21 protein-coding genes and 4 pseudogenes are annotated in these 23,313 nt (G+C 60.0%); 7 read left to right on the top strand and 18 right to left on the bottom strand.

Features of this window, described 5'->3' with window-relative positions; genetic code table 11:
• The 7 genes from trbL to GE253_RS24925 form a co-directional block, all read right to left on the bottom strand.
• The coding region (gene trbL / locus GE253_RS24955; RefSeq protein ID WP_153206870.1) for a P-type conjugative transfer protein TrbL at positions 1–1,273 on the bottom strand (1,273 nt) is incomplete at its 3' end.
• An 11-nt stretch (positions 1,274–1,284) separates the two neighbouring features.
• Complete coding sequence (gene trbJ / locus GE253_RS24950; protein WP_153206869.1) at positions 1,285–1,980, bottom strand: P-type conjugative transfer protein TrbJ; 696 nt, start codon at positions 1,978–1,980, stop codon at positions 1,285–1,287.
• A 12-nt stretch (positions 1,981–1,992) separates the two neighbouring features.
• Positions 1,993–4,404 (bottom strand): conjugal transfer protein TrbE, encoded by a 2,412-nt coding sequence (trbE, locus tag GE253_RS24945; protein ID WP_153206868.1) that lies wholly within the window; start codon positions 4,402–4,404, stop codon positions 1,993–1,995.
• Positions 4,398–4,661 (bottom strand): VirB3 family type IV secretion system protein, encoded by a 264-nt coding sequence (locus GE253_RS24940; RefSeq protein WP_153206867.1) that lies wholly within the window; start codon positions 4,659–4,661, stop codon positions 4,398–4,400. Before GE253_RS24940 ends, trbE begins: the two co-directional genes overlap by 7 nt.
• The gene (locus GE253_RS24935; protein ID WP_153206866.1) at positions 4,658–4,981 is read right to left on the bottom strand and encodes a TrbC/VirB2 family protein; all 324 of its coding nucleotides are present in this window, start codon (positions 4,979–4,981) and stop codon (positions 4,658–4,660) included. Before GE253_RS24935 ends, GE253_RS24940 begins: the two co-directional genes overlap by 4 nt.
• A 12-nt stretch (positions 4,982–4,993) precedes the next feature.
• The gene (gene trbB, locus GE253_RS24930; RefSeq protein WP_153206865.1) at positions 4,994–5,962 is read right to left on the bottom strand and encodes a P-type conjugative transfer ATPase TrbB; all 969 of its coding nucleotides are present in this window, start codon (positions 5,960–5,962) and stop codon (positions 4,994–4,996) included.
• The gene (locus GE253_RS24925) at positions 5,959–6,357 is read right to left on the bottom strand and encodes a CopG family transcriptional regulator (RefSeq protein ID WP_153206864.1); all 399 of its coding nucleotides are present in this window, start codon (positions 6,355–6,357) and stop codon (positions 5,959–5,961) included. The genes trbB and GE253_RS24925 overlap by 4 nt, the downstream gene beginning before the upstream one ends.
• A 209-nt stretch (positions 6,358–6,566) precedes the next feature.
• On the opposite strand from GE253_RS24925, the gene GE253_RS24920 reads away from it, so the two are divergent.
• A complete protein-coding gene (locus tag GE253_RS24920; protein ID WP_153206863.1) occupies positions 6,567–6,854 on the top strand; it encodes an HU family DNA-binding protein in 288 nt (95 codons plus the stop codon).
• A 47-nt stretch (positions 6,855–6,901) separates the two neighbouring features.
• On the opposite strand, the gene GE253_RS24915 is transcribed toward GE253_RS24920, so the two are convergent.
• Complete coding sequence (locus GE253_RS24915; RefSeq protein WP_153206862.1) at positions 6,902–8,926, bottom strand: conjugal transfer protein TraG; 2,025 nt, start codon at positions 8,924–8,926, stop codon at positions 6,902–6,904.
• Between the two features lie 306 nt (positions 8,927–9,232).
• Here GE253_RS24915 and GE253_RS24910 point away from each other — a divergent pair.
• A pseudogene (locus tag GE253_RS24910) lies at positions 9,233–9,619 on the top strand (integrase core domain-containing protein); the annotation flags it as partial.
• A gap of 194 nt (positions 9,620–9,813) precedes the next feature.
• On the opposite strand, the gene GE253_RS24905 reads toward GE253_RS24910, so the two are convergent.
• The 3 genes from GE253_RS24905 to GE253_RS24895 form a co-directional block, all read right to left on the bottom strand.
• Entirely contained in the window at positions 9,814–10,341 is a 528-nt protein-coding gene (locus GE253_RS24905; RefSeq protein ID WP_153206861.1) for a hypothetical protein, read from the bottom strand.
• 92 nt (positions 10,342–10,433) lie between these two features.
• The gene (locus tag GE253_RS24900; protein WP_153206860.1) at positions 10,434–12,086 is read right to left on the bottom strand and encodes a hypothetical protein; all 1,653 of its coding nucleotides are present in this window, start codon (positions 12,084–12,086) and stop codon (positions 10,434–10,436) included.
• Positions 12,087–13,463, bottom strand: a complete 1,377-nt coding sequence (locus GE253_RS24895; RefSeq protein ID WP_153206859.1) for a hypothetical protein — start codon at positions 13,461–13,463, stop codon at positions 12,087–12,089.
• A 273-nt stretch (positions 13,464–13,736) separates the two neighbouring features.
• On the opposite strand from GE253_RS24895, the pseudogene GE253_RS24890 reads away from it, so the two are divergent.
• Positions 13,737–13,961: pseudogene (locus tag GE253_RS24890) on the top strand (transposase domain-containing protein); the annotation flags it as partial.
• Positions 13,962–13,969: 8 nt separating this feature from the next.
• Here GE253_RS24890 and GE253_RS24885 read toward each other — a convergent pair.
• A complete protein-coding gene (locus GE253_RS24885; RefSeq protein WP_094453735.1) occupies positions 13,970–14,197 on the bottom strand; it encodes a DUF6429 family protein in 228 nt (75 codons plus the stop codon).
• Positions 14,198–14,308: 111 nt separating this feature from the next.
• On the opposite strand from GE253_RS24885, the gene GE253_RS24880 reads away from it, so the two are divergent.
• The 4 genes and pseudogenes from GE253_RS24880 to GE253_RS26415 form a co-directional block, all read left to right on the top strand.
• Positions 14,309–14,749, top strand: a complete 441-nt coding sequence (locus GE253_RS24880) for a transposase (RefSeq protein WP_153206858.1) — start codon at positions 14,309–14,311, stop codon at positions 14,747–14,749.
• On the top strand, positions 14,746–15,093 hold the full coding sequence (tnpB, locus tag GE253_RS24875) for an IS66 family insertion sequence element accessory protein TnpB (RefSeq protein ID WP_153206857.1): 348 nt from the start codon (positions 14,746–14,748) through the stop codon (positions 15,091–15,093). The genes GE253_RS24880 and tnpB overlap by 4 nt, the downstream gene beginning before the upstream one ends.
• A gap of 80 nt (positions 15,094–15,173) precedes the next feature.
• Positions 15,174–16,801: pseudogene (locus GE253_RS24870) on the top strand (IS66 family transposase).
• A gap of 139 nt (positions 16,802–16,940) precedes the next feature.
• A pseudogene (locus GE253_RS26415) lies at positions 16,941–17,105 on the top strand (IS66 family transposase); the annotation flags it as partial.
• A gap of 230 nt (positions 17,106–17,335) precedes the next feature.
• Here the strand turns inward: GE253_RS26415 and GE253_RS24860 are convergent.
• The 6 genes from GE253_RS24860 to GE253_RS24835 are packed head-to-tail and all read right to left on the bottom strand — an operon-like array spanning position 17,336 to position 22,649.
• The gene (locus tag GE253_RS24860) at positions 17,336–18,298 is read right to left on the bottom strand and encodes a class I SAM-dependent methyltransferase (protein ID WP_153206855.1); all 963 of its coding nucleotides are present in this window, start codon (positions 18,296–18,298) and stop codon (positions 17,336–17,338) included.
• A gap of 6 nt (positions 18,299–18,304) precedes the next feature.
• Entirely contained in the window at positions 18,305–19,090 is a 786-nt protein-coding gene (locus GE253_RS24855) for an ATP-binding cassette domain-containing protein (protein WP_153206854.1), read from the bottom strand.
• On the bottom strand, positions 19,087–19,758 hold the full coding sequence (locus tag GE253_RS24850) for an ABC transporter permease subunit (RefSeq protein WP_153206853.1): 672 nt from the start codon (positions 19,756–19,758) through the stop codon (positions 19,087–19,089). The genes GE253_RS24855 and GE253_RS24850 overlap by 4 nt, the downstream gene beginning before the upstream one ends.
• Positions 19,759–19,761: 3 nt before the next feature.
• Positions 19,762–20,703 carry an ABC transporter substrate-binding protein gene (locus GE253_RS24845; RefSeq protein WP_153206852.1) on the bottom strand — a complete coding sequence of 314 codons (942 nt, stop codon included), beginning with the start codon at positions 20,701–20,703 and terminating at the stop codon, positions 19,762–19,764.
• A gap of 14 nt (positions 20,704–20,717) precedes the next feature.
• The gene (locus tag GE253_RS24840; RefSeq protein ID WP_153206851.1) at positions 20,718–22,019 is read right to left on the bottom strand and encodes a hypothetical protein; all 1,302 of its coding nucleotides are present in this window, start codon (positions 22,017–22,019) and stop codon (positions 20,718–20,720) included.
• A 9-nt stretch (positions 22,020–22,028) separates the two neighbouring features.
• Positions 22,029–22,649 carry a hypothetical protein gene (locus GE253_RS24835; protein ID WP_153206850.1) on the bottom strand — a complete coding sequence of 207 codons (621 nt, stop codon included), beginning with the start codon at positions 22,647–22,649 and terminating at the stop codon, positions 22,029–22,031.
• Between the last annotated feature and the right edge of the window lie 664 nt (positions 22,650–23,313).

The following is a 23,313-nucleotide window of genomic DNA, read 5'->3' as shown; positions in this document are numbered from 1 at the left end:
CAAAATCCGCAGCGCATCTCGCTTGAATTCCGCCGTGATCTTGACCTGCTTTACTCGAACCATCAAAACCTCCATCAAACCCAAATTTTAGGATGATGGCTCTCCACTTTGCCAGGGCAAGTCCACCTACCCCCTCCCCGCCTGTGTCAGGCGAAGGGTCGGGGTTGGTGGACTGGCGACCGGACTGAAAGGCTTCCCGCAGCGGTTCGGTGATGCGATGACCAGCCTCCTTGGCCTTCCGCAGGGTGGCCTCTCCGGCGGCACGGGCCATACCGCCCACGCCCGACTGTCCAGCGGCCTGCGCAGACTGGTAGGCACCTGTAGCGGCACCGCCCAAGCTGGCACCCGCACGGACGGCCGCCAAGCCAGCTCCACCGGCCAGTCGAGCACCGGCGACAGCGGCACCGCCGGCCAGCAAAACCGTTCCAGCGGCGGCCCCGGCGGTCCCAAGTGCAGCCCCCGCCCCCAACTGTGGTGCGCCAGACACCAGCCCAGCGGCGATGCCGGGGCCAAAGATGCCCAGCCCCAGCAGCGCCAGGGATGCCAGCACCATCGTCATGGCATCGGCAATCGACGGCGTCTTTCCGGACAGTGCCTCAGTGAATTCCCGAAAGAAACTGGAACCGATACCAACAATCACGGCCAGGACCATTATCTTGATGCCAGAGGAGATGACATGGCCCAGCACCCGCTCGGCCAGGAAGGCAGTCTTGCTCCACAGGGCAAAGGGCACCAGCACGAACCCGGCCAGCGAGGTCAGCTTGAATTCCACCAGCGTGATAAAGAGCTGCACCGCCAGAATAAAAAAGGCGATCACCACAAAGAACCAGGCCAGGACCAGGATAGTGAGATGCAGCGCGTTTCCAAAAATCTTGGGAAACCCGATCATGGTCTCCGCCTGCTTGAGCAGCGGATGCGCCGCCTGGAACCCCACCGCCGCCAACTGTCCCGGATGCAGCAGGTCACTGGCCGACAGACCGGAGTTCCCCGCCCGCAACCCCAGCTGCGCGAAGGAGCTGAACACCGCCTCGGACAGGGCCTGGAAATTGCCCAGCACCAGCGCAAAGAAGCCGACATAGAGCACCTTGCGGATCAGGCGCGGCATCACATCGTGATGGCCGTCCGTGGCCCAGAACAATCCGGCCAGCACCATGTCGATGGTGATCAACGTGGCTGTCAGATAGGCGACATCGCCGGACAACAGCCCAAAGCCACTGTCGATGTAGCGGATGAAGGTTTCGGTGAAACGGTCAATGATGCCGAGGTCGCCCATGGTGGTTTTCCTCAGCGGCTATAGGCGCGGCCATCGCCCAGGAACTGCCGGGTGCGTTCCCGCGCCATGGCATTGGCCTCGGCAATGGCTGCCTGGGTTTCGGCATCGGCGCGATACTGGGCGGCCATCAGGCTTTGCAGCTGCATCTGCTGCTTGATGGACAGGGCGAGGAGCTGGTTGCCCGCCTGCTGGGCCTGCAAACTGCCGTCGGCCCCCTGGCTGCGGTTTACCAGATCGGCCAGCAGGGGCGCATCGGCCTGGATCGCCGTGACGATGCCCGACTGCACCCGCATGGTCTGCTGGTACGCTGCCCTGGCGCTCTGCCATTGGATATCGGCCTGCTGGTCCAGGCTGGCAGCATCGGCATCGCGGTAAGTACCGGGGTAAGTGCGCTGCCAGGCGGCATCGCTACCGGCAAGGTCAAAGCCGATACTGTCGGCCTGGATCATCAGCCCGTCGATGCGGTTCAGGGCGCTGGTGATCTGACCCAGCGACGAATAATCCAGCCGCTGAAGCTGCCGGGCCATGTTCTGCAACATGGTGGCCTGATTTTGCAGGGTGCGGATCTGGTTGTTGATCTGCTCCAGGGCTCGGGCGGCCTGGAGCATATTTTGGGCGTGGTTAGCAGGATCATAGACGGTGAAGGCCTCGGCCCTGCCGATGACCAGGGTGATGGCCAGCAGGGCCACGAACAGCTTGGCGCTCATGGTTGGGTCTCCTCAGGGATAGCGGTCGAGAAGGTCAGCCGCCCAATCCAGGCCTTTGGCGCGCAGCCAAGCACCGGCAAAGCCACCCGGTCCCGCCTCAGCCAGAACCTTGTCGATCAGCACCTGCGAAGCCGGGTCCGAGGCCGCGCAGAAGGCCTTGGCCAAAGGTCCAAGCCCCAACTGGAACAGCCGGTTGCCTCGCCTGGATTGCAGGTAGTAATCCCGCTTGGGCGTGGCCTGGGCGATCAGGCTGATCTGCCGGTCATTGAGCCCGAAGGCGGCATAGACGGCCCGGGCCTGCGGTTCGATGGCCCGGTCATTGGGCAGGAAGACGCGCTGCGGGCAGCTTTCGATCAGGGCCGGCGCGATACTGCTCCCAGCGATATCGGCCAGCGACTGGGTGGCGAACAGCACCGCCACGTTCCGCTTGCGCAGGACCTTCAGCCATTCCCGGATACGGGCCGCAAAAGCGGGATTGTCGAGATAGACCCAGGCCTCATCCAGGATCAGCAGGGTGGGCGCGCCCGTAAAGCGTTCCTCCAGCCGATGGAAAAGATAGGTCAAGACCGGCAGCACTGCTCCTGTTCGGTGCAGCAGCGCCTCCATCTCGAAACACTGCACGGCGGCCAAGTCCAGGCCATCCGATGCTGCGTCCAGCAAAGCGCCGTGCGGACCCTCCAGCGTGTAGGGCTGAAGGGCAGCCTTCAGCGGGTTGGATTGCAACAGCAGGGACAGGCCGGTGAGCGTGCGCTGTTCCGGGGGTGCCCCCGCCAGACTGTTCAGCGCTGACCAGACAAGGTCCTTGATCTCCGGCGTTACCGCGACCTGTTCATGGTCCAGCAGGCCCACAATCCAATCAGCAGCCCAGGCCCGCTGGTCGGGATCGTCAATGCGGCGCAGCGGCTGAAAGGACAGATCGCCCGTCTGGCCTAGCGCATGGTGGCGGCCGCCCATGGCCAGGGTGGCGGCACGGGCGGAGTTGCCCTTGTCGAAAATATAGACCTGGGCACTCGGATAGCGGCGGAACTGCGAGGCCATCAGCGACAGCAACACCGACTTGCCCGCCCCGGTCGGCCCCACCACCAGCATGTGTCCAACATCGCCGACATGGGTGGAAAAGCGGAACGGCGTGGCTCCGCTGGTCTCGGCCTGGAACAGCGGCGGGCCATTCAGGTGACCATTGCGGGCAGGCCCTGCCCAGGTGGCCGACAGCGGCATCAGGTGGACAAGGTTCAGGCTGTGAACCAGAGGCTGGCGAACATTGGCATAGACATGGCCGGGCAGACTGCCCAACCAGGCCTCTACGGCATTGATCCGCTCGGGGATGACGGTAAAGCCAAGCCCTGTCAGCACCCGCTCGACAGCGGCCAGCTTATCGTCTGCCGCCTGCGGGTCGGTATCCCAGACCGTGACACTGGTGGTCAGGTGTCCAAAGGCGACATGGTCGGCGCCAAGGGATTGCAGTGCCTCGTCAACATCCATCGCCTTGTTGTCGGCATCGCTGTCCAACAGGGTTGAGGGCTCATTGGTCATCACCTCGCGCAGCAGGGCACCAATGGATTTGCGCTTGGCGAACCAGTGGCGGCGCAACCGGTTCAGGGCGCGGGTAGCCTGTTCTTTATCCAGCGGGATCCAGCGTGTGACCCAGCGATAGGGGAAATCCAGGTGGTTCAGCCCATCCAGCAGGCCAGGGTTTGTCTGGTTGGGAAAGCCCAGCACCGACAGGACGCGGAGATGCCGGTCGCCCAGCATCGGCTCCAGCCCGCCCAGCAGGGGCGTATCCACCAGCAGCCCGTCCAGATAGAGCGGGACGTCCGGCACGGCGACAGGATGCCGCCGGGTGGAGATACAGCCGTGCAGATAGGTCAGGGTCTCGGCATCATCCAGATCATGCTGTTCGGGCAGGATGGTTTGCAGCAGCCCCGCCAGCCGGAAGAATTCCTGCTGGAACTGATCCAGTTCCCGTCGCCAGTCGCGCCGCCCGACAGACGAATTACCTCCATCTAGCAAGGCATTGCTGGCACGGGCCTGCGTGTCGGGCGGTGGCAGATAGAGGACGGTCAGGTGGTAGACGCTCTCATAATGGCTGCCCGCCCGTTCAAACCCGGCCCGGCGCTCCCGATCGACCAGCCAGGACGCGGCATCGGGAAAGGCGCTGTCGGGATAGTCTGACGCCGGCACCCGTTCGGCCTCAAAGAACAGTGCCCAGCCCGATCCCAGCCGCCGCAGGGCATTGTTGGTGCGCGCAGCCAGGGCGACCAGTTCCGCCTCGGTGGCGGAATCCAGGTCCGGTCCGCGATAGCGCAGGGTGCGCTGGAAACTGCCATCCTTGTTCAGCACCGTGCCCGGGGCGACCAGGGCCGCCCAGGGCAGATGATCAGCCAGACGGTCGGGACGGGGGCGATATTCGCGCAGGTTCAGCATGACCAGCCTCCCGCTTGGCGGAGATGGAGGGCCAAGATGGCGGCGATATGGGGATCACGCCTGCTGACCAACACGGCGAGGCTATGCCCGCCCAACGCCAACAGCAGCCCCGCCAGCCATTGCTGTAGCCCCAGGCCGATGGCGGCGGCGATGGTGCCGTTGAGAATGGCCAGCGCGCGCGGGGCACCGCCCAGCCGGATCGGCTCGGTCAGCGCCCGGTGCAGCGGCACGGTGAAGCCTTCGGGCAGGTCTTTCATGGCAGCAGCGCCCCGCCGCCGAAGGAGAAGAAGGACAGGAAGAAGCTGGAGGCAGCAAAGGCCACCGACAGCCCGAAGACGATCTGGATCATCCGCCTAAAGCCGCCGGACGTTTCCCCGAAAGCCAGGGTCAAGCCGGTGGTGATGATGATGATCACGGCCACAATCTTGGCGACGGGGCCTTGGACGGAATCCAGGATGCGCTGGAGCGGGTCCTCCCAGGGCATGCCAGAGCCGGCAGCGTAGGCCGGTGCCGCCAGCAGCAGGGCCAAGCCAGCAAAGGCAAGGGAACGCAGTGGGGACACGCGAAACGGTCGCATGATGATCTCCTGTCAAAGCTGTTGAAGGTCGGCCGGACCCAGGGTGACGATCCGGTAATCGCCATGGGCGTCGAGCCCATCGGTGCGGGCGATGGCATCCACACGGCGCTGTCCACCACGGGATTGGATATGGACGATCAGGTCCACGGCCTCGGCGATCAGGCGGCGGGGTACGGTGACGACCGCCTCCTGCGCCAACTGTTCCAACCGGTAGAGGGTGGCCTGGGCGGAATTGGCATGCAGGGTGGCGATGCCGCCGGGATGGCCGGTGTTCCAGGCTTTGAGCAGGTCCAGCGCTTCCCCGCCCCGGACCTCCCCCACGATGATTCGGTCGGGCCGCAGCCGCAGGGTGGAGCGAACTAGATCGCGCAAACTGACCACGCCCGGCCGCGTGCGCAGGGCGACACAGTCCGGTGCTGCACATTGCAGTTCGCGCGTATCCTCAATCAGCACCAGCCGTTCAGTGGCCGCGGCCAGTTCGGCCAGCAGGGCATTGGTCAGCGTGGTCTTGCCGGACGCGGTGCCGCCCGCCACCAGGATGTTGCGGCGCGCCCGCACGGCCCGGCGCAGGGCATCAGCCTGCAAGGGCGACAGGATGCCGTCGCTGACATAGTCGGCCAGGGTCAGGATACGCGCCGCCGGTTTGCGGATGACAAAGCAGGGTGCCGTCACCACGGGGGGCAGCAACCCTTCAAACCGCTCACCCGTTGGCAATTCCGCCGACAGGATGGGCCGGTCGGCATGGGTTTCGGCACCGACATGGGACGCGACCAGCCGGATCAGCCTTTCCACCTCCTCGGGCGGCACCTGCATGCCGGTAGCGGCAATCCCCTGCCCGGCCCGTTCCAGCCGCAGCATGCCATCGGGATTGACCATGATTTCGGTCACGGTCGGATCATCCAGGGCAGCGGCGATATCCGACCCCAAAGCGGTGCGCAGCATGGAATGGCGGCGTTCGTCCGCCTCGCGTTTGGGGCTCATGCTGTGCCCTCCCGGCTGGCCGACAGGGTGCGGGTGGGAGCGGCCATCTGGCGGCCGACCTGATCAATGAATTTCTGGAACCGCTCCTTGCCCACCGCATGGGCGGCCCGGTCAGGTTCGGGTACCGGGGCCGTGACCGTCAGTTGGTAGCGGACATACAACGCCAGGCTTTCCAGCAGCACCTGCACATCACGCTCAATCCGCTCCAATTGCCGCGCCTGCCGGTCCAGCCGGATGCGCAGCGCCTCCTCGATGCCATTGGCCCCCCGCCGGGTCAGGTATTGGCGCAGCGCATCGGCGACGATGGCCGATTTGGTCGTGCCCGGCTTGGCGGCCAGAGCCTCCAGCTGGGTGGACAGTTCATCATCGAGATAGAGGTGATGGCGGGGTTTCATGGCCCGGCTCCAACAGCGGAAATGTTGGTGCCAAGCGTGGGACAGGGTGGCGGAATCTCTTATGGCCGTTACCTACGCCCTTATTCGATCTGCACCAGGGCCGGCTGTCCCCTGTCCATCCAGGTAACTGGTCAGACGCCGATCATTCAGGGTAAAGGCTTGGAAATCGGGCACTCTGTCAGTGCCGGTAATGCAGAACGGGATGAGAGATGACGGAAAAGATCAGCAAGGACGACCTGGCCGCCATCGTGGCTGAGGTCACGGGCAGCACCAAGGTCAGCGGCAAAGAAGCCGTGGAGCGGATCCTGGGGGCCATTGCCACCGGCCTGAAGGATGGCAAGGAGATCAATCTGGCTGGCTTTGGCAAGTTCACGGCCCAGCAGGTGCCGGAACGTCAGGGCCGCAACCCGCAGACGGGGGCACCGACCACCATCGCCGCCCAGACCAAGGCCAAATTCTCACCGGCCAAGGCGCTGAAGGATGCACTGAACGGCTGATCCTGATGGCGATGCCCCACCCAGCGGGCATCGCCCATCCAGCTCTTTCAGAAATTGGGCAGCAGATCGTCGCGCGATCCCTCATTGATCGCATGGGCACGAGCGACATTCGATAAACGGTCCATGGCGCGCTTATCCGCCGCCACATCCGTCTCGTCATCGGCAGACCCGAACAGGTCAGTACCGTCAGGGTCGACCGGCCTGGCCACCCCCTCCTCCGGCAGCCCCGGATGGCGCTGCTGTTGTAGGCCACCCTCGGTCAATTCGTCCAACGCGGTGTCGTCATCCTCCTCGGCCAGACGCTGATCCATGCCGCGCACCTGTTCACCCCAATCATCAGATCGGGCCGGGGGGCGATCGGCATAGGGACCATCCGACAGGGTTGGTGCCGACAACACCCGTTCCGTGAAGTTCCGATCCTCATAGTAGCGCAGCTTGCGGGCGCGGATCGGGGAGAGGCCGGAGACCAGCACCAGTTGATCCGTCGGCGGCAACTGCATCACTTCGCCCGGTGTCAACAGAGGCCGGGCGGTTTCCTGTCGGCTGACCATGACATGGGACAGCCACGGGGCCAGCCGGTGGCCGGCATAGTTGCGCTGGGCCCGCAGTTCTGTCGCCGTGCCCAGCGCGTCCGAGATGCGTTTAGCCGTGCGCTCGTCATTGCTGCTGAAGGCGATGCGGACATGGCAATTATCCAGGATGGCGTTGTTCTCGCCATAGGCCTTGGATATCTGGTTCAGGCTCTGGGCAATCAGGTAGGCGCGGATGCCGTAGCCCGCCATGAAGGCCAGCGCCGTTTCAAAGAAATCCAGCCGCCCCAAGGCCGGGAACTCATCCAGCATCATCAGCAACTGGTGCCGCCGCCGCTTGGCGGGGTCACCCTCCAGCCGCTCGGTCAGCCGCCGCCCGATCTGGTTCAACACCAGCCGCACCAGCGGCTTGGTACGGGAAATGTCCGATGGCGGGATCACCAGGTACAGCGACACGGGTCGCGGCGCATCCACCAGATCGGCAATCCGCCAGTCACAGGCCGCCGTTGTGGCCGCCACGGTCGGATCGCGGTAGAGGCCCAGGAAGGACATGGCGGTGGACAGCACGCCCGACCGCTCATTCTCCGACTTGTTCAGCACCTCCCGCGCCGCTGACGCGACGACGGGATGGACGATGGGTTTATCAGGTGTGCCCAGATGGTTGGTCGCCATCATCCGGCGCAGGGTGTGGGAAAAGCTGCGCCGGGGGTCGGATAGGAATGTGGCCACCCGCGCCAGGGTTTTGTCTTCCTCGGCATACAGCACATGCAGGATGGCACCGACCAGCAGGCTGTGACTGGTTTTCTCCCAATGGTTCCGGCGCTCAAGCGCCCCCTCAGGGTCGACCAAGATGTCGGCGATGTTCTGCACATCGCGGACCTCATCCGGCCCTTTGCGCACCTCCAGCAACGGGTTGTAGCGGGCCGAGCGTGGGTCAGTCGGGTTGAACAGCAGGCTATGCGAGAAGCGCGCCCGCCAGCCCGCCGTGAGCTGCCAGTTCTCGCCCTTGATGTCATGGATCACTGCCGATCCCGTCCAGGACAGCAGCGTCGGCACCACCAGCCCCACGCCCTTGCCCGACCGGGTGGGCGCAAAGGCCATGACATGCTCCGGCCCATCGTGCCGCAGGTAACGGCCACCCAACCGCCCCAGAAAGACCCCCGCCGGACGAAACAGCCCCGCCCCCTCCACCTCCCGGCGGGTCGCCCAGCGCGAGGAGCCATAGGTCGTGACCATCCGGGTCTGCCGGGCGCGCCACAGCGACCCGATGATGGCAGCGGCACAGCCCATGAAGCCGCTGGCCCCGGCCAGCATGCCGGCCTTGTCAAAGACATGCGGCGCATAGGCCTCGTACCAGTACCACCACTCAAACAACTGCCAGGGGCGGTAGACGGGCCAACCCGCGACGACGGCCCAGGCGGGCCCGAGCTGTGCCTGATAGCCCAGCATGGTGGCCGCCCACTGTGTGGCCGCCCAGACGCCAAGAATGACGATGGCAAACACGACCAGGATCTGGCCGATCAGCAGTTTGGTGGGGGTCATGGCGGTCTCCGTGGACGACAGAGCGGTCGACGGAGGGTGACAAGATGTGAGCCGAAGCGACTACAACCCTTACATACGCCAGACTGTCATCTGTATTCTGACGGAGGCGGAGAAGGGCATATGGGACAGTCGCTAACCGTCAATGCTCGACAAAAAGTAAATCTGTGGAGGATAAATTTGTGGGTATATCGTCCAGTGACGTGATTCACCAGGAATCAAAAATTTGAACCTAGAAAAGATGCGATGTAATGACTCAGAGTGCCTATGATAAAAATAGGAATTAATTATACAGATTACTTATCGTAGTTTCGAATATCAGCAGGATTCGATTTCTGCCTGGAGGCCCTGCAGGACGCCATGGCCCGCCACGGCAAGCCGCAAATCTTCAACACCGATCAGGGCGGCCAATTCACCAGCCCGAGATTCACCGGCATCTTGACCGATGCCGGTATCAAGGTTTCCATGGATGGAAGGGGCCGCTGGATGGACAATGTGTTCATCGAACGGCTCTGGCGGTCACTGAAATACGAATGCGTCTATCTCCAAGCCTTCGAGACCGGCAGCGAGGCCAGGGCCGGGATCGGACGCTGGATCGATTACTACAATACCGAACGCCCGCATTCCGCGCTCGGGGGACAGACACCCGACGAGGCATACAGGCAAAGGGCGGACAGACTGTGTTTGGCGGCGTGAACTGAACAGGGCCAAGCTTAACGCCGAGCAAAAACTGTCCGCTCACCGGGGACCAGCTCTGGCAAGGGCGGGTCCTATGGTGACACCCTGTGCCACATTTCACAAACTCGAACGTGGCCTGATATAAGCCCCGGCCTGTCGCTGCCTGTGACACGTTTCACAGATGGGGGATCCGGGGCTGGCAAGGGCGGGTCCTATGGTGACACACCAAAGCTGCGCGAGACGGAAATTCTATAGCCTTCTGCGCCAACATGTAATGCCGCCGCCATTCCCATCGCCAATGCGCCAAAATTTGTACCTGGCTCAAGTGGATAGCCTATCTTCTCCGTTCGCTGCCCCAGGCGCGAAATCGCCTTTGAAATGTCAACCGGTTTGTCCTTGTGAGCGATGGAATTGCGCAATCCACCATATGCAGAGACAGCATCAAGAACGAAGCCGAGCCACTCATCGTTCAGCATAGAGCGGATAACGCCCAGTTGATGGTCTAAACTAAGGCGCGGGAGCTTTGACGGATGAGGCACTAAAGATCGAAGAAGTTGGTCAACCTCCCGCTCCAGCGCCGCGTGCGCTGTTATGATGACAGCCGCTTGTGGGTGAACCAATCGTAGCTGGTCCCGTAAGCGTACCATTGCCGCAACCGGCGATTCTGGATCAAAGTCGCCTTCACCGGCAGGAAGTTGGTATGGGTCTTCGTCAAGAATATCGTTTTCAGTCTCAGCCATGATATTGTTTTACCTATGAGGTAAGGCGGTCCTATGGTGACACCTGTGCCAAGTGGAGGGGCATCCACACTATCAGTTCAAACGGCTGAAGCTCACACACAAACCTTCTTGGCTTCCGATTCGTCTGTCAGGGCTACACATTGCTCCATTATGTCGATAGCCGCTAGAAACCGTGCCATTGCAGCTTCGAGGGGCGCAGCTTTTTGTTTCAAGATTTCCAAACGGGTCGTCGCATCGGTCACCGCGACCTCCGCCACATCACGTGCATCCAACGCATTGGCTACCGCCTCGGCTTTGGAAAGAGCCAACGCTTGCTGCTCGCTGACCAGTTTTTCTGCCTCGACAACGTCTGCGGTAGCCTTTGCTGCGCTGTGCCGCGTGGATGCAAAGGCTGTGCGGGCCGCTGTCACCGCTTGGTTCGCCTGATAGACGGCTTTGTCGTAAGCCATCTTAGCTGCTGAACTGGTACAGTCGTCATACGCCGCGCCAGCGCAGTTCAAACGCACTCCTTCGAGAGCGGCAACTGCCGCGTCCAAACTGTCGGCCGCGAGATCCGAAGCTTCATAAGCCTTTTCAACTGCGTTCGATAGGGTGTCACGACGCGCGCGTGCGGCTAATAATGTCGTCTCGGCAACCTCACGCATTGTTTTGGCTTGCGACAACGTTGCTATGGCGGTTGCCAGGGTGGCTTTCGCCTGCTGTTTAACGCTTTCGACTATGCTCACTTCCTTCTGTAGCTTCGTGTACGGGTCACTAAGCATACTTGCTGCGGCTCGCTCCGCAGCGAGATTGGCATCCAGAGTCGTCTTTCGCGCTTGCTGTTGCATGATGCGTTCTTCCGTATATCGCGCTATATCCATGCTGAGGCGGTCGACCTCCACTTTCAGTTTATAGGTGGCGCTACTAGCAAACAGCGATTCACGCTTGCGTCGGGTTACCTCTGCCAGTGGTTCCGTAAAGAACGGACTGGCAATACGTTCAAGCGCAACGCTGGTCGGTTTCACCGCGAACGGTGCCATCAGGGTGTCGAGCTTGTCTAGAAAGGCAAAGTGCCGTGCTGAATCTGTTGACCCACCGGCAAGCCGCTGCTCTAGCGAAGCTATCTGATTTGGATGGTTATGTGCACAAATCATTAGTTTCCAGACAGATGGCGCGAACTCACGCAGCTTCGGCCAGGAGCCTCCGGTGCTCAGATGGACGATGAGCCCGTCCGCAATTGCGGAAAGCTCTTCGGCCGCTCGACCAGCTCCCGCCCACCTCGCGGTTGTGGCACTCACCTGGAGATATTCGAGCCAGTCTTTGCGGAACTGCAGATAGCGGACGATGGTTGCCTCGATCGCTGGAACAATCTCCTGATTGTCCGTTATCGTCGTTAACTCAAGCCCGGCCGCAAACAGCGCTCTATCCTCCGGCACTCTCAGTGCGCTCAGCGCTTGCCCCAGTGCATCGGTTGGTACGCTGATCTCAAATGCGCTTCTGAGTTCCTTCGCAAGACGGTCGAGATTACTTGTAACTGCAAGCGTACACGCTCTGGGGTCCGTGTTGACCACACGTGCAATGTCGCCTGGATTAGTCTTTTTAAAGGTCCAATAATATGCACACGAATCAACGGCACCTACCGTCGCTTTGCAGCAACTGGTGATCGAGCACAAGTCATAACTCTGACTAAGTTTGTCTTCCGCCTTGGGCTGCTCTACCGGCACAACGCACAGCATTGCTACCAATACAAGTTTTTGTCTCAGCATTTACATCCGCTCCAATTGCGCAACTGCCACATCGAGTGTCGCCTTGTCGCTGCCATTCTCCGCCCAATGCAAATCTGCACGCGAACGCCATTTTTCCTGGTAAACATGCTCACTGCGCTTGGCATGTTTCTGCACCGCTGCCTCCCGTGCGGCTTTGGCCCGGGTTAGCGAATCTGTCTTGACGCTTACGTCCTGCTCAGCCGAGCGCAAGTCTTGCCGACGACCTGCCACAGTGCCCCTGGCATTGACGGTCTGTTTTTTGTATACACTGAGGTCTCGCTCCAAATTGTCGAGCCGCTCTTTCCTCCACTTTCGCTGGTTCTGGTACTCTTCTTTGTATTTTTGGTGACCACTTACTCTACAACCATCCCAAGTACTTCCGCTTACCGGGCAAATGTACGGCTCGTTGTATACATTTGTTGCATTTTCTACCTGCTTTGAGGTCGTCCGAACACGCTGCTCTGTATCGGCTAGACTATCCTCGGCGTTCTTTAGGTCGGCCTGCGCCGCTTGCTGATTAGCCTTGCTAAGATCAAGCTGCCGGTTTGCCTCAGATTCGGCCTGTCGAGCTACCTGTACCTCATCGGCTAGACTGGTTACATCGAGATCCAATGCCTCAAGGCGTTCATACTCGATCTGGAGACCGAGCTTCTCGATAATGAGGAGTTGTTGGATGGCATTTGCCGAGCCAAGCAACATACTGATGCGGCTATTGATATGAGCGCTCGCTTTATCGCGTCGTGCTTTGGCGATACCAGCCGTCTCGGCAACAGTTGGGATATAGCTGTTTTCGAGGTCGAAAATCTTGAAGAACAGAAATTGCTGGATTAAGCCTGTGATGAAGCCGGGAGTGTGTGTATTTAGCTTGGTGTAAAGTCCTTCCACCAACTCGCCCAGCTGCCGCAGACGCTCCTTCTGGTCTTCAAGTGCACGCAGGATTAGGTCGTAGTAGTCGACGGTGGTTCGAGCTTCCTGAACCTCGGTCACACACGTTTGAACAATCATTACGCGCTGTCGGATGTCACGGCGCACGCTGTCCAACGAGGCAGTGTTTACCGGTGCGGTCGCAGGCAAGTTCTCGCTGAAGTCCGGTAGGGCCACATTTTCAATGCTCGCTCGTTGATCCAGCAGCATCTGGTAGAATTCCGCAGGCGAAGCTGGAGACGGCGGCGGCGCCTCCTTGGCGCCAACCGCAAGTGTAGCCTCATGGCCCCACGCTATCCAGTCAGATGCCTTGTCCAGATCGCTCTTGGCCTTGCGTAACGTCCGCAGCAACCGCGCCCACTCGCTTACCGTCGCCCCTTCGCCCACGCTCGGCATCCCAACCGCGACTAATGCAGCAGCCCCTCCAGACACGACAAATCGGCGACGATCCATTTGTTCACTCGCCCTTAAGGAACTGAACTGGTTACAGTCTACCTGCATAACGTGATAATAGTCTAAAAAGAACTAAGCGCAGATCACGTCTTTGTGGGTCCTATGGTGACAGCCTGTGCAACGTTTCTCAAACTCGAGTGTGGCCCGAGATAGACCAATGCCTGTCGCCGTATGTGACACATGTCATAGATGCGGGTTCCAGGGCTGGCAAGGACCGGGTCCTTCCCAAACGGCAACCGCGTCAGCGAGTTTAACAACTAACATCCGCCGACGATCGCCCTGGGCAGGAAGGCTTGGTTATTCGCCGGCTCCGATCGTGGCGGCGAGCGGGCTGCCATCATGTACGGCATGATCGTCACCGCCAAGATGAACGACATCGATCCCCAGGCCCGGCTCGCCGATGTGTTCGCCCGCATCAACGACATTCCGCAGAGCCGCCTGCACGAACTGCTACCTTGGGAATGGAAGCTGCGCCGAGCAGCGCAGGTCGCAGCCTGATCACAAGATCATCGCCGCCCGAACATTTCCTGGAACAACTGCTCCGAGCGCGCCAATCCCTCCGGCGTCATCACCACGGATTTGGCCTTGCCCACCGGATCATCAATCAGACCCTTGCTATGCAGCCGACCCATCGTATCCCAGTCGAATGATTTCCAGGCGCGCGCGCCGTCGTGAAGGCCAAGCCATAGGAGCGCCAGCACCACGTCATCAACGCGGTCCGTATCAATGTCCATGACCTCCTCCTGTCCGTACGCATCCGGTGAGCGCCGCCTTGTAGGGTTTGGCGCATGTGCTGATGTTTGTGTGGCGCGTCATCGCGCGGACGCAAACGAGTAGCAAACGTCATGTCTTATCAGCGTGTGGAGTTTCTGACGGGGACGGAGCGTCGCCGGTTCTATAGCAGGGACGAGAAGGTCCGGCTTGTGGAAGAGGCTTTCCGTCCGGGCGTTATGGTTGCGGCGGCGGCACGGCGGCTGGGTGTGCATGAAAGCCTGCTGTACCGTTGGCGGCGGGAGCTTTCGGTTCTGGTGGAGGCGGGGGGAGAGGATAGAACAGGCTTTCTGCCCGTGACTGTGGCGCTGGATGATGGCCCTGCACCGTCAGTTCCGCCGCCGTCCATCAGCAAGGAGCCAGCGGTTGATCAGAGCCCGCCGATATCGGCGGTGCCCGCGGTACTGGAGGTCACGCTGCCTGGCGGGACGTTCGTGCGGATGCAGGGCGATGTTGATCCGGCATTGGCGGTCAGCGTGCTGAAGGCCTTGGCGGTTCCTGGGCGGTGCTCATGATCCCGGTTGCGTCGGTTGTGCGGGTGTGGCTGGCGGGCGGGGTCACCGACATGCGCTGTGGGATGAATTCGCTGGCGCTGAAGGTGCAACAGGGTCTGGGCCGGGACCCGCACGCCGGTGATCTTTACGTATTCCGGGGCCGCAGCGGCGCGCTGTTGAAATGCCTGTGGCATGACGGGGTGGGCATGTCTTTGTATGTCAAGCGGCTGGAACGGGGGCGGTTCATCTGGCCGGCCCCCAGCGGCGGTTGTGTAGCAATATCCGGTCCGCAGTTCGCGTATTTGCTGCACGGAATCGACTGGCGAAATCCCCAACATACGGCCCGGCCCGCTTTGGCCGGATAGGGCGGCGGGGCAGTGGAAATGCGTGGGGTTTCGTTAGGAAAGTCGAGGATTTCTGCGGGGTTTTTGATATAATCTGGCCTATGGATGCCCCGCCCGATGACCTCATTGCTCTGCGTGCAGCGCTGGCTCAAGCACAGGCCAAGGCCCTGGCTGCGGAGCAACTGGCCGCTGCCGCGCAGGCGAAGCTGGCGGCCGTGGAGACGGATACCCAGGCCCAGATCGCCGCCCTGAAACTGTTGATCGAGAAGCTCCAGCGGGAACTCTATGGTCAACGGTCGGAACGCAAGGCGCGGCTGCTCGACCAGTTGGAGCTGGAACTGGAGGAGCTGGAGGCCAGCGCCAGTGAGGATGAGCTGGTGGCCGAACAGGCGGCGGCCCAGACCACCAGCGTGACGGCCTTTGCCCGCAAACGCCCCTCGCGCCAGCCGTTCCCGGACCATCCGCCGCGCGAGCGCGTGGTGATCCCGGCACCGACCAGCTGCCCCTGCTGCGGATCCTCCCGCCTGTCCAGGCTGGGGGAGACGGTGACCGAGAGTGCCGAGCGCGTTCCCGCGTCCCACAAGATCATCCAGACCGTGCGGGAAAAGGTGAGCTGCCGTGATTGTGAGCGGATCAGCCAGGCCCCGGCTCCATTCCATGCCACACCCCGGGGATGGGCGGGGCCGAACCTGCTGGCCAGCATTCGGGTCGACAAGTTCGCCCATCATCTGCCGCTGAACCGGCAGTGTGAACGCTTTGCCCGTGAGGGGCTGCCCGTCAGCCTGTCGACGGCGGCCGATCAGGTGGGCCACGCCTGTGCCACCTTGAAGCCGCTGCATACGCTGCTGGAACGCCACGTTCTGGCGGCGGAGCGCCTGCATGGCGATGACACAACGGTGCCTGTGCTGGCCAAGGGCAAGACCGATACCGCCCGGCTGTGGGTTTATCTCCGCGATGACCGGCCCCGCCGGCGGCCTTGTTCTACTATTCAAGGGATCGCAGCGGCATCCATCCCGAACAGCACCTGGCCGGCTACACCGGCTTGCTCCAGGCCGATGCCTATGCGGGCTATGATCGACTGTACGATGCCGCCCGCAAACCGGCACCGGTGACGGATGCCCTGTGCTGGGCCCATGCAAGACGCAAGTTCTTTGAACTGGCCGACATCGCCACCAAGGCCCGCCCCGGTGCCAAGGCACCGGAAATCTCGCCTGTCGCCCTGGAGGCCGTGAAGCGCATCGACGTGCTGTTCGACCTGGAGCGCACGATCAACGGTTCGACTATCGATGAACGGCTGGCCATGCGGCAGGCGAAGGCTAAGCCGCTGGTCGATAAACTGGAAAGCTGGATGCGCCAGCAGCGCGCCGCAACGTCCCGGCACGCCACCGTGGCCAAGGCGCTGGACTATATGCTGACCCGCTGGGAACGGTTCGCCCGGTTCCTGACGGATGGCCGTCTCTGCCTGACCAACAATGCCGCCGAAAGAGCGTTGCGCGGCGTAGCTTTGGGGCGCCGCGCATGGATGTTCGCCGGCAGCGACCGCGGCGGCCAACGCGCTGTGTTCATGTACAGCTTGATGGTCTCCGCCAAGCTCAACGACATCGACCCCCAAGCCTGGCTGGCCGATGTCCTGCCCCGCATCAACGATCTGCCCCAAACCCGCCTGCACGAGCTGCTCCCATGGGAATGGAAACAGCGGCGGGAAGCCCAGAAGGCAACCGCTGCATGAGATCAACTATGCAGCTATCGCCAAAGCACCCGCGGCGCTCACCGGATGCGTACTCCTGTCCCTCAGCAGAGGGGAAGCATGCGACCCGCCAACCTCCACCTCAAGGCAAACAATCAGCGGCTTTCACCGGATGGATACGGTGGTGCAGCATGTGCGGGAGAAGTTCGCCGGCCGGTCCTGCGAGGCGGTGAGCCAGGCGCCGGCGCCCTCCCATCCGATCCGGCGTTGGCGGGCCGGCCCCAACCTCCTGGCCATGGTGCTGGCCGAGAAATATGCCCAGCATCTGCCGCTGCACCGGCAGAGTGCGGCCAAGCCCCTTAAGGGATCGACCTGGATGTCTCCACCCTGGCCGACTGGGGCGGCGCGGTGGCGGCAAACGGGGGCCGGTTCACTCAAGCCTTTCGAGGATTGGACTTTACCGACCGATATCAAGGACAGTCTTTATCCTTTATAGGTGCCTAGGCTGACGTCTACGACAAACATAACGCTGCCCCGAAAGGAACTGCCTACACCGAGGCGGCGGTATCATGCTTTCTATCGGGGGCTGGTTTGTGCGAGGAGGAAATAGGTAGGCGCCCCACCGGGAAGAATCTCAGCGAGCCGCTCGCGTATGAGCCGGAAACCGCAAGCCAGTATTGCAGAGCGCCATTTCTCGGCAGCTAGATGATAGTTTTGCCGCGCGGCATAAGTGTGCGTCAGCATTGCCTCTAGCTCGCCCAACAGAAAGGCCCCGGCGACTGAACAATGCTGGCTAGCTGGTAAGGACGCGATCGCATCAGCAATCAGCGCGTCGTAAAAAGCGGCCGCCTTATGTCTGAACTCCATGTCCTGCGTCGGAGGGGCGTCGTGGTCGGCCGCAAGCTCAACCAGTACTAGGTAGGAGGCATTGCGCGCTATCCGGGACAAGACTGTAACTTTGTCGGCGCGGTCGAGTTCATGGAGAGATGCGCTCGCCAATACAAGTGTTCTGCCAGCTTTCAATCCTTTCCACACACAATGGTCTCGGATATCTAGGCATCGGGTGTCGATCGAGAGACCTGCCTCACGGTAGCGCTGGAGTCGGCGCGTCGCTTCGTCAAGGCTCGCCTTGTCCCGATCAACTAGAATGATGGAGTTGAGCCTGCTGCCAAGCGCGGTATCGGAGCAGATTGCCTCAATAACCCGGCCGTCGCCAGCGCCGAGGTCAATCAGTGTGTCAATCTCGTCGATCTGACTGCTATCACACGTATTCAAAACCGCGACCAGTTCGCGGCGTTGCCGGGTAGCCAACGCCGTTCCTGACCAGCGCTCCTGTCCCAACTGGGCGAGGGCCGTACGCTCAGCCATCGGCAAAGCTCGGAGTTCGGAGCCGAACTTTTCGTATGCGCGCTTGATCGCCGGATACTTACTGCCGAAGGTCTGGATGGCACATGACGTGACCCTGGCGTGATCAACACACGGTATCCCGCTGACGACTTCATCGCCACATTCGGCAAGCAAAGATAAACTATTGTCCATCACGCCTCAGCGACCACTAGTATGCACGGCTGACTTCCATCCTGCCTGTTCCCTCGCTACGAACTTTCGTGTCGGAACTGAGCGCGCCTCCGCAGAGAACGACTCGGCAGGTAACAGGTCAACGATGACTCCCTGATCAAGGAACCCGATATGGGTAGCAAAACTCTCAGCGAACCGCAGCAGATGGGTGACGAGTATGATTGATAGGCGATTGCCCGCAATTTCTCGTGCGCTCTGGATCGTTTCAAGAACCGAGTAGACCGATTCTGGGTCGAGCGCTGACGTCACCTCGTCCAGCAGCAACACTGCGGGGCGCATCAGCAACGCTCGTGCTATCGCGACCCGTTGCGCCTCCCCCCCCGAAAGAGTGGCAGGATAACGGTCCATCAATGGCGCAAGGCTCAGTGCTTCAAGCATATCTCCTGCTTGGGCGCGCGCCTTGCTCTTTTCGATCCCGAGTGCCCGAACCGGACCGAGGATGCAATTTTGGAGGACACTCATGGTTGGAAATAAGTTCAAATGTTGGAAGACCAAGCTGATCCTACGCCGGATCGTGACAGGATCGACGATTACCTCGCCATCGTCCAGATACTGCTCGCCGTCAAGCCACGCCGAGCCGCCGCTTGTGGGCTCCAGCAATGCGAGGCATCGCAAGAGCGTGCTCTTGCCGGAGCCGCTACGTCCCATCAGCGCAAGAGTTTCTCCAGGTTTCACGGACCCACTTACCCCGCGGAGTACGTCTGTGCCGTCGAAGCATTTCGCGAGGTTAGTCCAGACGATACCCCCTGTCATAGCGGCGCTTTCATGAGTTTTGCCTCGAATTCACGCAACAACACCGTAAGCGGAACGATGAGGGCGATATAGATGCCCGCAATGAGAATCCATGGCTCGAGGCTGCGAAACGCTTGCGCAGAGATGACCCGTCCAACAAACACGACTTCCTGGCAGCCGATAACGGACGCTAGGTTGCTCAATCGGACAATACCAATGAAAAAAGCGATTTGCGCGGGCAGCATCTGGCGTACGGCATGCGGAATGACGATGTATCTCCACAAATCCCGATGTCTTAAACCGATCGCCAAGCCGCCATCGAGTAGACTGCGGGGGACCTGATTAATGGCAGAGCGGGTGATGTCGGCTGTATAGGCCGCCTGAGCGATTGCAAACGCCAGTAGCGCTGACAAGAACGGCGAGGGAGGGGGGAGGCCAAACAAGGCCGAGGTGGGGAAATAGTGTACCAGAAACAATAAGACCAGTGGCGGCACTGCACGGACACAATCATTTATGATAAACAACACGCGAGCGCCGGGCACGCTGCGCAACGCAGCACCGCACGCTGTCCCAACTATTGTTCCGAGGATGAAGGATCCAACAGACAGTGCGATTGTCACAGCAGTGCCTCGGAGGAAGGCTCCCCAGAATGGCGTTAGTACATCGAAGTTCCAGTCATAGCCGACCATTCGTCACCGCGGCTGCGCAGAAGGTGCCCCACCAATTCCGGCCCCGGGCTTTAGTCGAAGATCAGGAAAGAAGCCCAAAGAGCTCCATCTGCGATCGATCTGATCGATCGTACCGTCCGCTCGCAACGCGATGATACTTCCATCAAGGAATTGTTTCAGCCGGATATCCGACGGTCGCAGGACGAAGCCGCCAGCTACACTCGACGGCGGCATGTCGAGCCAAAGTCCCTTCACCTTATCAGGGTGCGCGCGAACATATTGCAGGACCGTCGGTACGTCATTCAGAGCGACATCAGCCCGTCCGAGAAGTACTTCGTCCATTTGGGCAAGAGCATCACCGGTCACTGGGATCGACTTCAGCGTTGGCTTTGTGAGGTTCGCTCGCGCATATTCGCTCGAAGTCCATCCTTCGGCCAGCGCAATGGTAATGTCCTCCCGGTCGAGATCGGCGAATCTGGAAAAGCGATTATCGTCGGCTCGAATCAGCGCGACGGCAATTCCGAAATACGAATATGGTTCGCTGAACGCGAAGTCTGCCGCACGCGGCACTGTCAGGAACACAGGGTCCGCGATAAAGTCGAACCGGTCCGCCGAAAGATCCGCCCTCATCGTGTCGAACGAGAATTGATGCCATTCGACCTTGAGCGCCGGGGAAGTTCTCGAGGCGATCGCGTTGACCAGATCAACCGAGAAACCCGACACTGAGGGCGATTGTGCGGCACCGGTACCAGCAATGGTATATGGTGGATAACCGCCATAGCCGACTCTAAGTACGCCGCTCTTTACTATGCGATCCCATCGATCCTCGGTGACACTCACTGAACCGGGCGCTTCTGCTTTGTTCCATAGCGTCAAGCCGAGAGCAGTGAGCGCGAAGACAAGGGCTGCAATAGTAAGGAAACTGGGCTTCCTCGATGTCTCAATGGGATCGAGCTTTGTTGCCATTATCGTCCCTCCCGCTAAATCTGCTTCCAGAGTATTGGATCTAGGTCGATTCCCAATACCGCCAGTTCGTCTTTGGCGGAGCGAAGCGTTTCGCCTGCATCAGAAAGCAGCCTATTACGAAACTCCTTGTCTCGCAGGAGCGGGACCGAAGCAACACTAAAACCAATGCCTATCGGAAGATATACGCAGTGCGGCAGTCGTAGCAGGGTCCAGCCGCGATCCGTTACATCCTTCGGAGCCACTGCGAGATCGACGATAACGGCGCTTGCTGCTGGCCAACTCTTCTCGCCCTCAGTCAATAGTTCTTCCAATTGTCCGATTTCCAACTCCTGGGCGAAGCTTGCATAGGCAGTGCTAGTTCGTGGGTCCGCAATTGCCGCGCAGGTCAGCGGAAGAATTTCCTTATGAAGATAAGCCCCGACAGAGAAAACTGTTGGCTTCTCGTGTAGAGACCATGTGATCGGTGTCTTTTGTTCTACAAGAGTGAATGGCTGAAATCCCCCCGTTGGCAACTCAGTCGCACGAAGCAGCCACGTCAACCAGTCTGCGTAGCGGGGATCATTACTCCAGATCAATAGCCCGGATTGTATACTCGTTTCAAGCGCCTTGGAGTACACCGCTTCTAGCTGCTTCAGGTCCTGCAATCTAGGATGACAATCGCGCACTAGGACGCCCAATCGCGAATGTGTTGCGTAAGGAAGGACCCCCCATAAATGACGACGCTGCCAAGTCAGGAAGAAAGGAAATGTATAGATCGCGGGGTTGGCGATTGCAAGTTGTGGATGTCGCAGTGCATCAAATTCACTGCCAAGAGCTTTGATCCAGCTAGGCTGAGCGATCCGCCCTTGATCGTCCATCAATCCCGTTAGCCGCGAGCAAACGAGATCCTGCATGCGCTGCACTTGATCGATTTCGGTATATTTGCGCGAAACAATGATCAAATCACGTTGATTGGTAGAAAACGGTACAGCATTGAGGTGAGGAAAAGCCATCGAGAGATGCCTCCAGCGGGCATCGGCACTTTCGAATTCCGCGTCCCGCGCAATGGTGGGCCCTCGTGAGGCCAGCGCATAACTACGGCCCGGCGAGGTAGGTACATCGCCGGACTCAATAGTCTGATTCTCGTAATTTTCGATCCTTAACTGAAGATCTGTGAATTCTCGTTTGAATTTTCGCAATGATCGGATGTAGAAAATGGCAAAAGTGATTCCTAATAGCAAGATCAAGAACTGTAACGCCGTCAGCAACGTGCCGTCGACTACGTCGCCGCCCGGCACTACGGTTGCTGTAGTCGATACGCTGTCGGGGGCGCTCACGAGAAATGCCTATCGCCGGACATAATGCGTAGCACGCAAATGCTGGTCAAGGCGTCTGGCCGCTTCATCGAGGTAGAATTTGAACATCAGTTGATTCACAATCCACAAAGTAGCAAATAAAACAAATAATGAAAAAGTCGCGACTAACAACTTAGCGCGATTTATATCAGGTAAATGGGGTTGCTCTACTGTAATACGGATAACAGTATAGATCACTAATATTATCACGCCGCCCCATTGTATGCTATAGGCTCGAACCTCGTCATCGCCAATACTCTTTGGCAACATTTGTCCATCTTCAATGGATCGGTATTTTGAGGCGAGATTTATTGCCAAAAATGCGGCGAAGATTAGCAAATCGCCAGTGCCCGCGACGCTGATGAATGCCTGCGTCCATTTCGGGTTCGGTGAAGGGCCTAGCGGCAAAACGCACAATGCGATAAAGATTATGAGTGGCCCCGTGAGGAGCGGATAGACAACCTCATTTCCGCGCCACGTCAGATAATCAACTGAATTCTTCAGTCGGGTTTTAACGCGAGGTATGATTGGCTTGTCTTCGCCTTTAGGCCATCGCCAAATCGGCTTCTTCTTCTCGCCAGTTTCAGCATAATCACTTGCAGCCACATCCATCCCTTTCTTGATTCTAGGTAAACGGAAACCCGGTGCAGCTCAAAGAAAAATAGGAGGTGAATCACATGGAACTCTAACACCGGTAATGTTAGCGTATATGCCGTATTTTGTCGACTATGGACTCTGCGGCTAAACGCTGGACCGCGGTTCGCCCGGCAGGCCACACGTTCAAGCAAACGGATGAAGTATTAATCGGCACGGTTCCCGCGCGGGTGGTTCGTCCGTCGACTGGTCCTTGTAGAGCTGCGCCGGTTTCCCCCAGAGATAGTCGCCGGTGAGGTTGATGTGCTGCAACGCAGGGGCGCCAGATAGTGCAGCAAATTCGCGGGGATATCCTCCGCCTGTCCACACAGGAACCGGATGACGCGTTCCAACATGATGGCTGGGCGGCGGGAGAGGGCAGAAGAAGCCGAAACAGGCGGCAGGCCGGGGCATACCTGCACCTGATTAACGATGCAGCCGCTCCGCCCTTTTAGTCCTTCTTTCGCAGGCGAGCGGAGATGGCTTCCCCAAGCCATCTACGTTCTGGGAAAGACCTAGGCAGTAAACTCATAAAACTGCTTGGTTTGGAATTGGCGTCGTGATTCAAGGGCTTTGACAAGGAGCCCCTGATGACGCGCCGCCGCTACGAACTTACGGACCACGAATGGTCGATCCTGTCCCC

Origin of the sequence: Niveispirillum sp. SYP-B3756 (assembly GCF_009495745.1) — a bacterium.
Lineage (GTDB): Bacteria > Pseudomonadota > Alphaproteobacteria > Azospirillales > Azospirillaceae > Niveispirillum.
Note: the sequence above shows the minus strand (reverse complement) of the source record. Positions and strands in the feature narration are given on the sequence as shown.

Excerpts from the sequence above, each read along its gene's own strand:
- trbJ (WP_153206869.1), bottom strand. The coding sequence starts at position 1,980 with ATGAGCGCCAAGCTGTTCGTGGCCCTGCTGGCCATCACCCTGGTCATC.
- trbE (WP_153206868.1), bottom strand. The coding sequence starts at position 4,404 with ATGCTGAACCTGCGCGAATATCGCCCCCGTCCCGACCGTCTGGCTGAT.
- GE253_RS24940 (WP_153206867.1), bottom strand. The coding sequence starts at position 4,661 with ATGAAAGACCTGCCCGAAGGCTTCACCGTGCCGCTGCACCGGGCGCTG.
- GE253_RS24935 (WP_153206866.1), bottom strand. The coding sequence starts at position 4,981 with ATGCGACCGTTTCGCGTGTCCCCACTGCGTTCCCTTGCCTTTGCTGGC.
- trbB (WP_153206865.1), bottom strand. The coding sequence starts at position 5,962 with ATGAGCCCCAAACGCGAGGCGGACGAACGCCGCCATTCCATGCTGCGC.
- GE253_RS24925 (WP_153206864.1), bottom strand. The coding sequence starts at position 6,357 with ATGAAACCCCGCCATCACCTCTATCTCGATGATGAACTGTCCACCCAG.
- GE253_RS24920 (WP_153206863.1), top strand. The coding sequence starts at position 6,567 with ATGACGGAAAAGATCAGCAAGGACGACCTGGCCGCCATCGTGGCTGAG.
- GE253_RS24915 (WP_153206862.1), bottom strand. The coding sequence starts at position 8,926 with ATGACCCCCACCAAACTGCTGATCGGCCAGATCCTGGTCGTGTTTGCC.
- GE253_RS24905 (WP_153206861.1), bottom strand. The coding sequence starts at position 10,341 with ATGGCTGAGACTGAAAACGATATTCTTGACGAAGACCCATACCAACTT.
- GE253_RS24900 (WP_153206860.1), bottom strand. The coding sequence starts at position 12,086 with ATGCTGAGACAAAAACTTGTATTGGTAGCAATGCTGTGCGTTGTGCCG.
- GE253_RS24895 (WP_153206859.1), bottom strand. The coding sequence starts at position 13,463 with ATGGATCGTCGCCGATTTGTCGTGTCTGGAGGGGCTGCTGCATTAGTC.
- GE253_RS24885 (WP_094453735.1), bottom strand. The coding sequence starts at position 14,197 with ATGGACATTGATACGGACCGCGTTGATGACGTGGTGCTGGCGCTCCTA.
- GE253_RS24880 (WP_153206858.1), top strand. The coding sequence starts at position 14,309 with ATGTCTTATCAGCGTGTGGAGTTTCTGACGGGGACGGAGCGTCGCCGG.
- tnpB (WP_153206857.1), top strand. The coding sequence starts at position 14,746 with ATGATCCCGGTTGCGTCGGTTGTGCGGGTGTGGCTGGCGGGCGGGGTC.
- GE253_RS24860 (WP_153206855.1), bottom strand. The coding sequence starts at position 18,298 with ATGGACAATAGTTTATCTTTGCTTGCCGAATGTGGCGATGAAGTCGTC.
- GE253_RS24855 (WP_153206854.1), bottom strand. The coding sequence starts at position 19,090 with ATGACAGGGGGTATCGTCTGGACTAACCTCGCGAAATGCTTCGACGGC.
- GE253_RS24850 (WP_153206853.1), bottom strand. The coding sequence starts at position 19,758 with ATGGTCGGCTATGACTGGAACTTCGATGTACTAACGCCATTCTGGGGA.
- GE253_RS24845 (WP_153206852.1), bottom strand. The coding sequence starts at position 20,703 with ATGGCAACAAAGCTCGATCCCATTGAGACATCGAGGAAGCCCAGTTTC.
- GE253_RS24835 (WP_153206850.1), bottom strand. The coding sequence starts at position 22,649 with ATGGATGTGGCTGCAAGTGATTATGCTGAAACTGGCGAGAAGAAGAAG.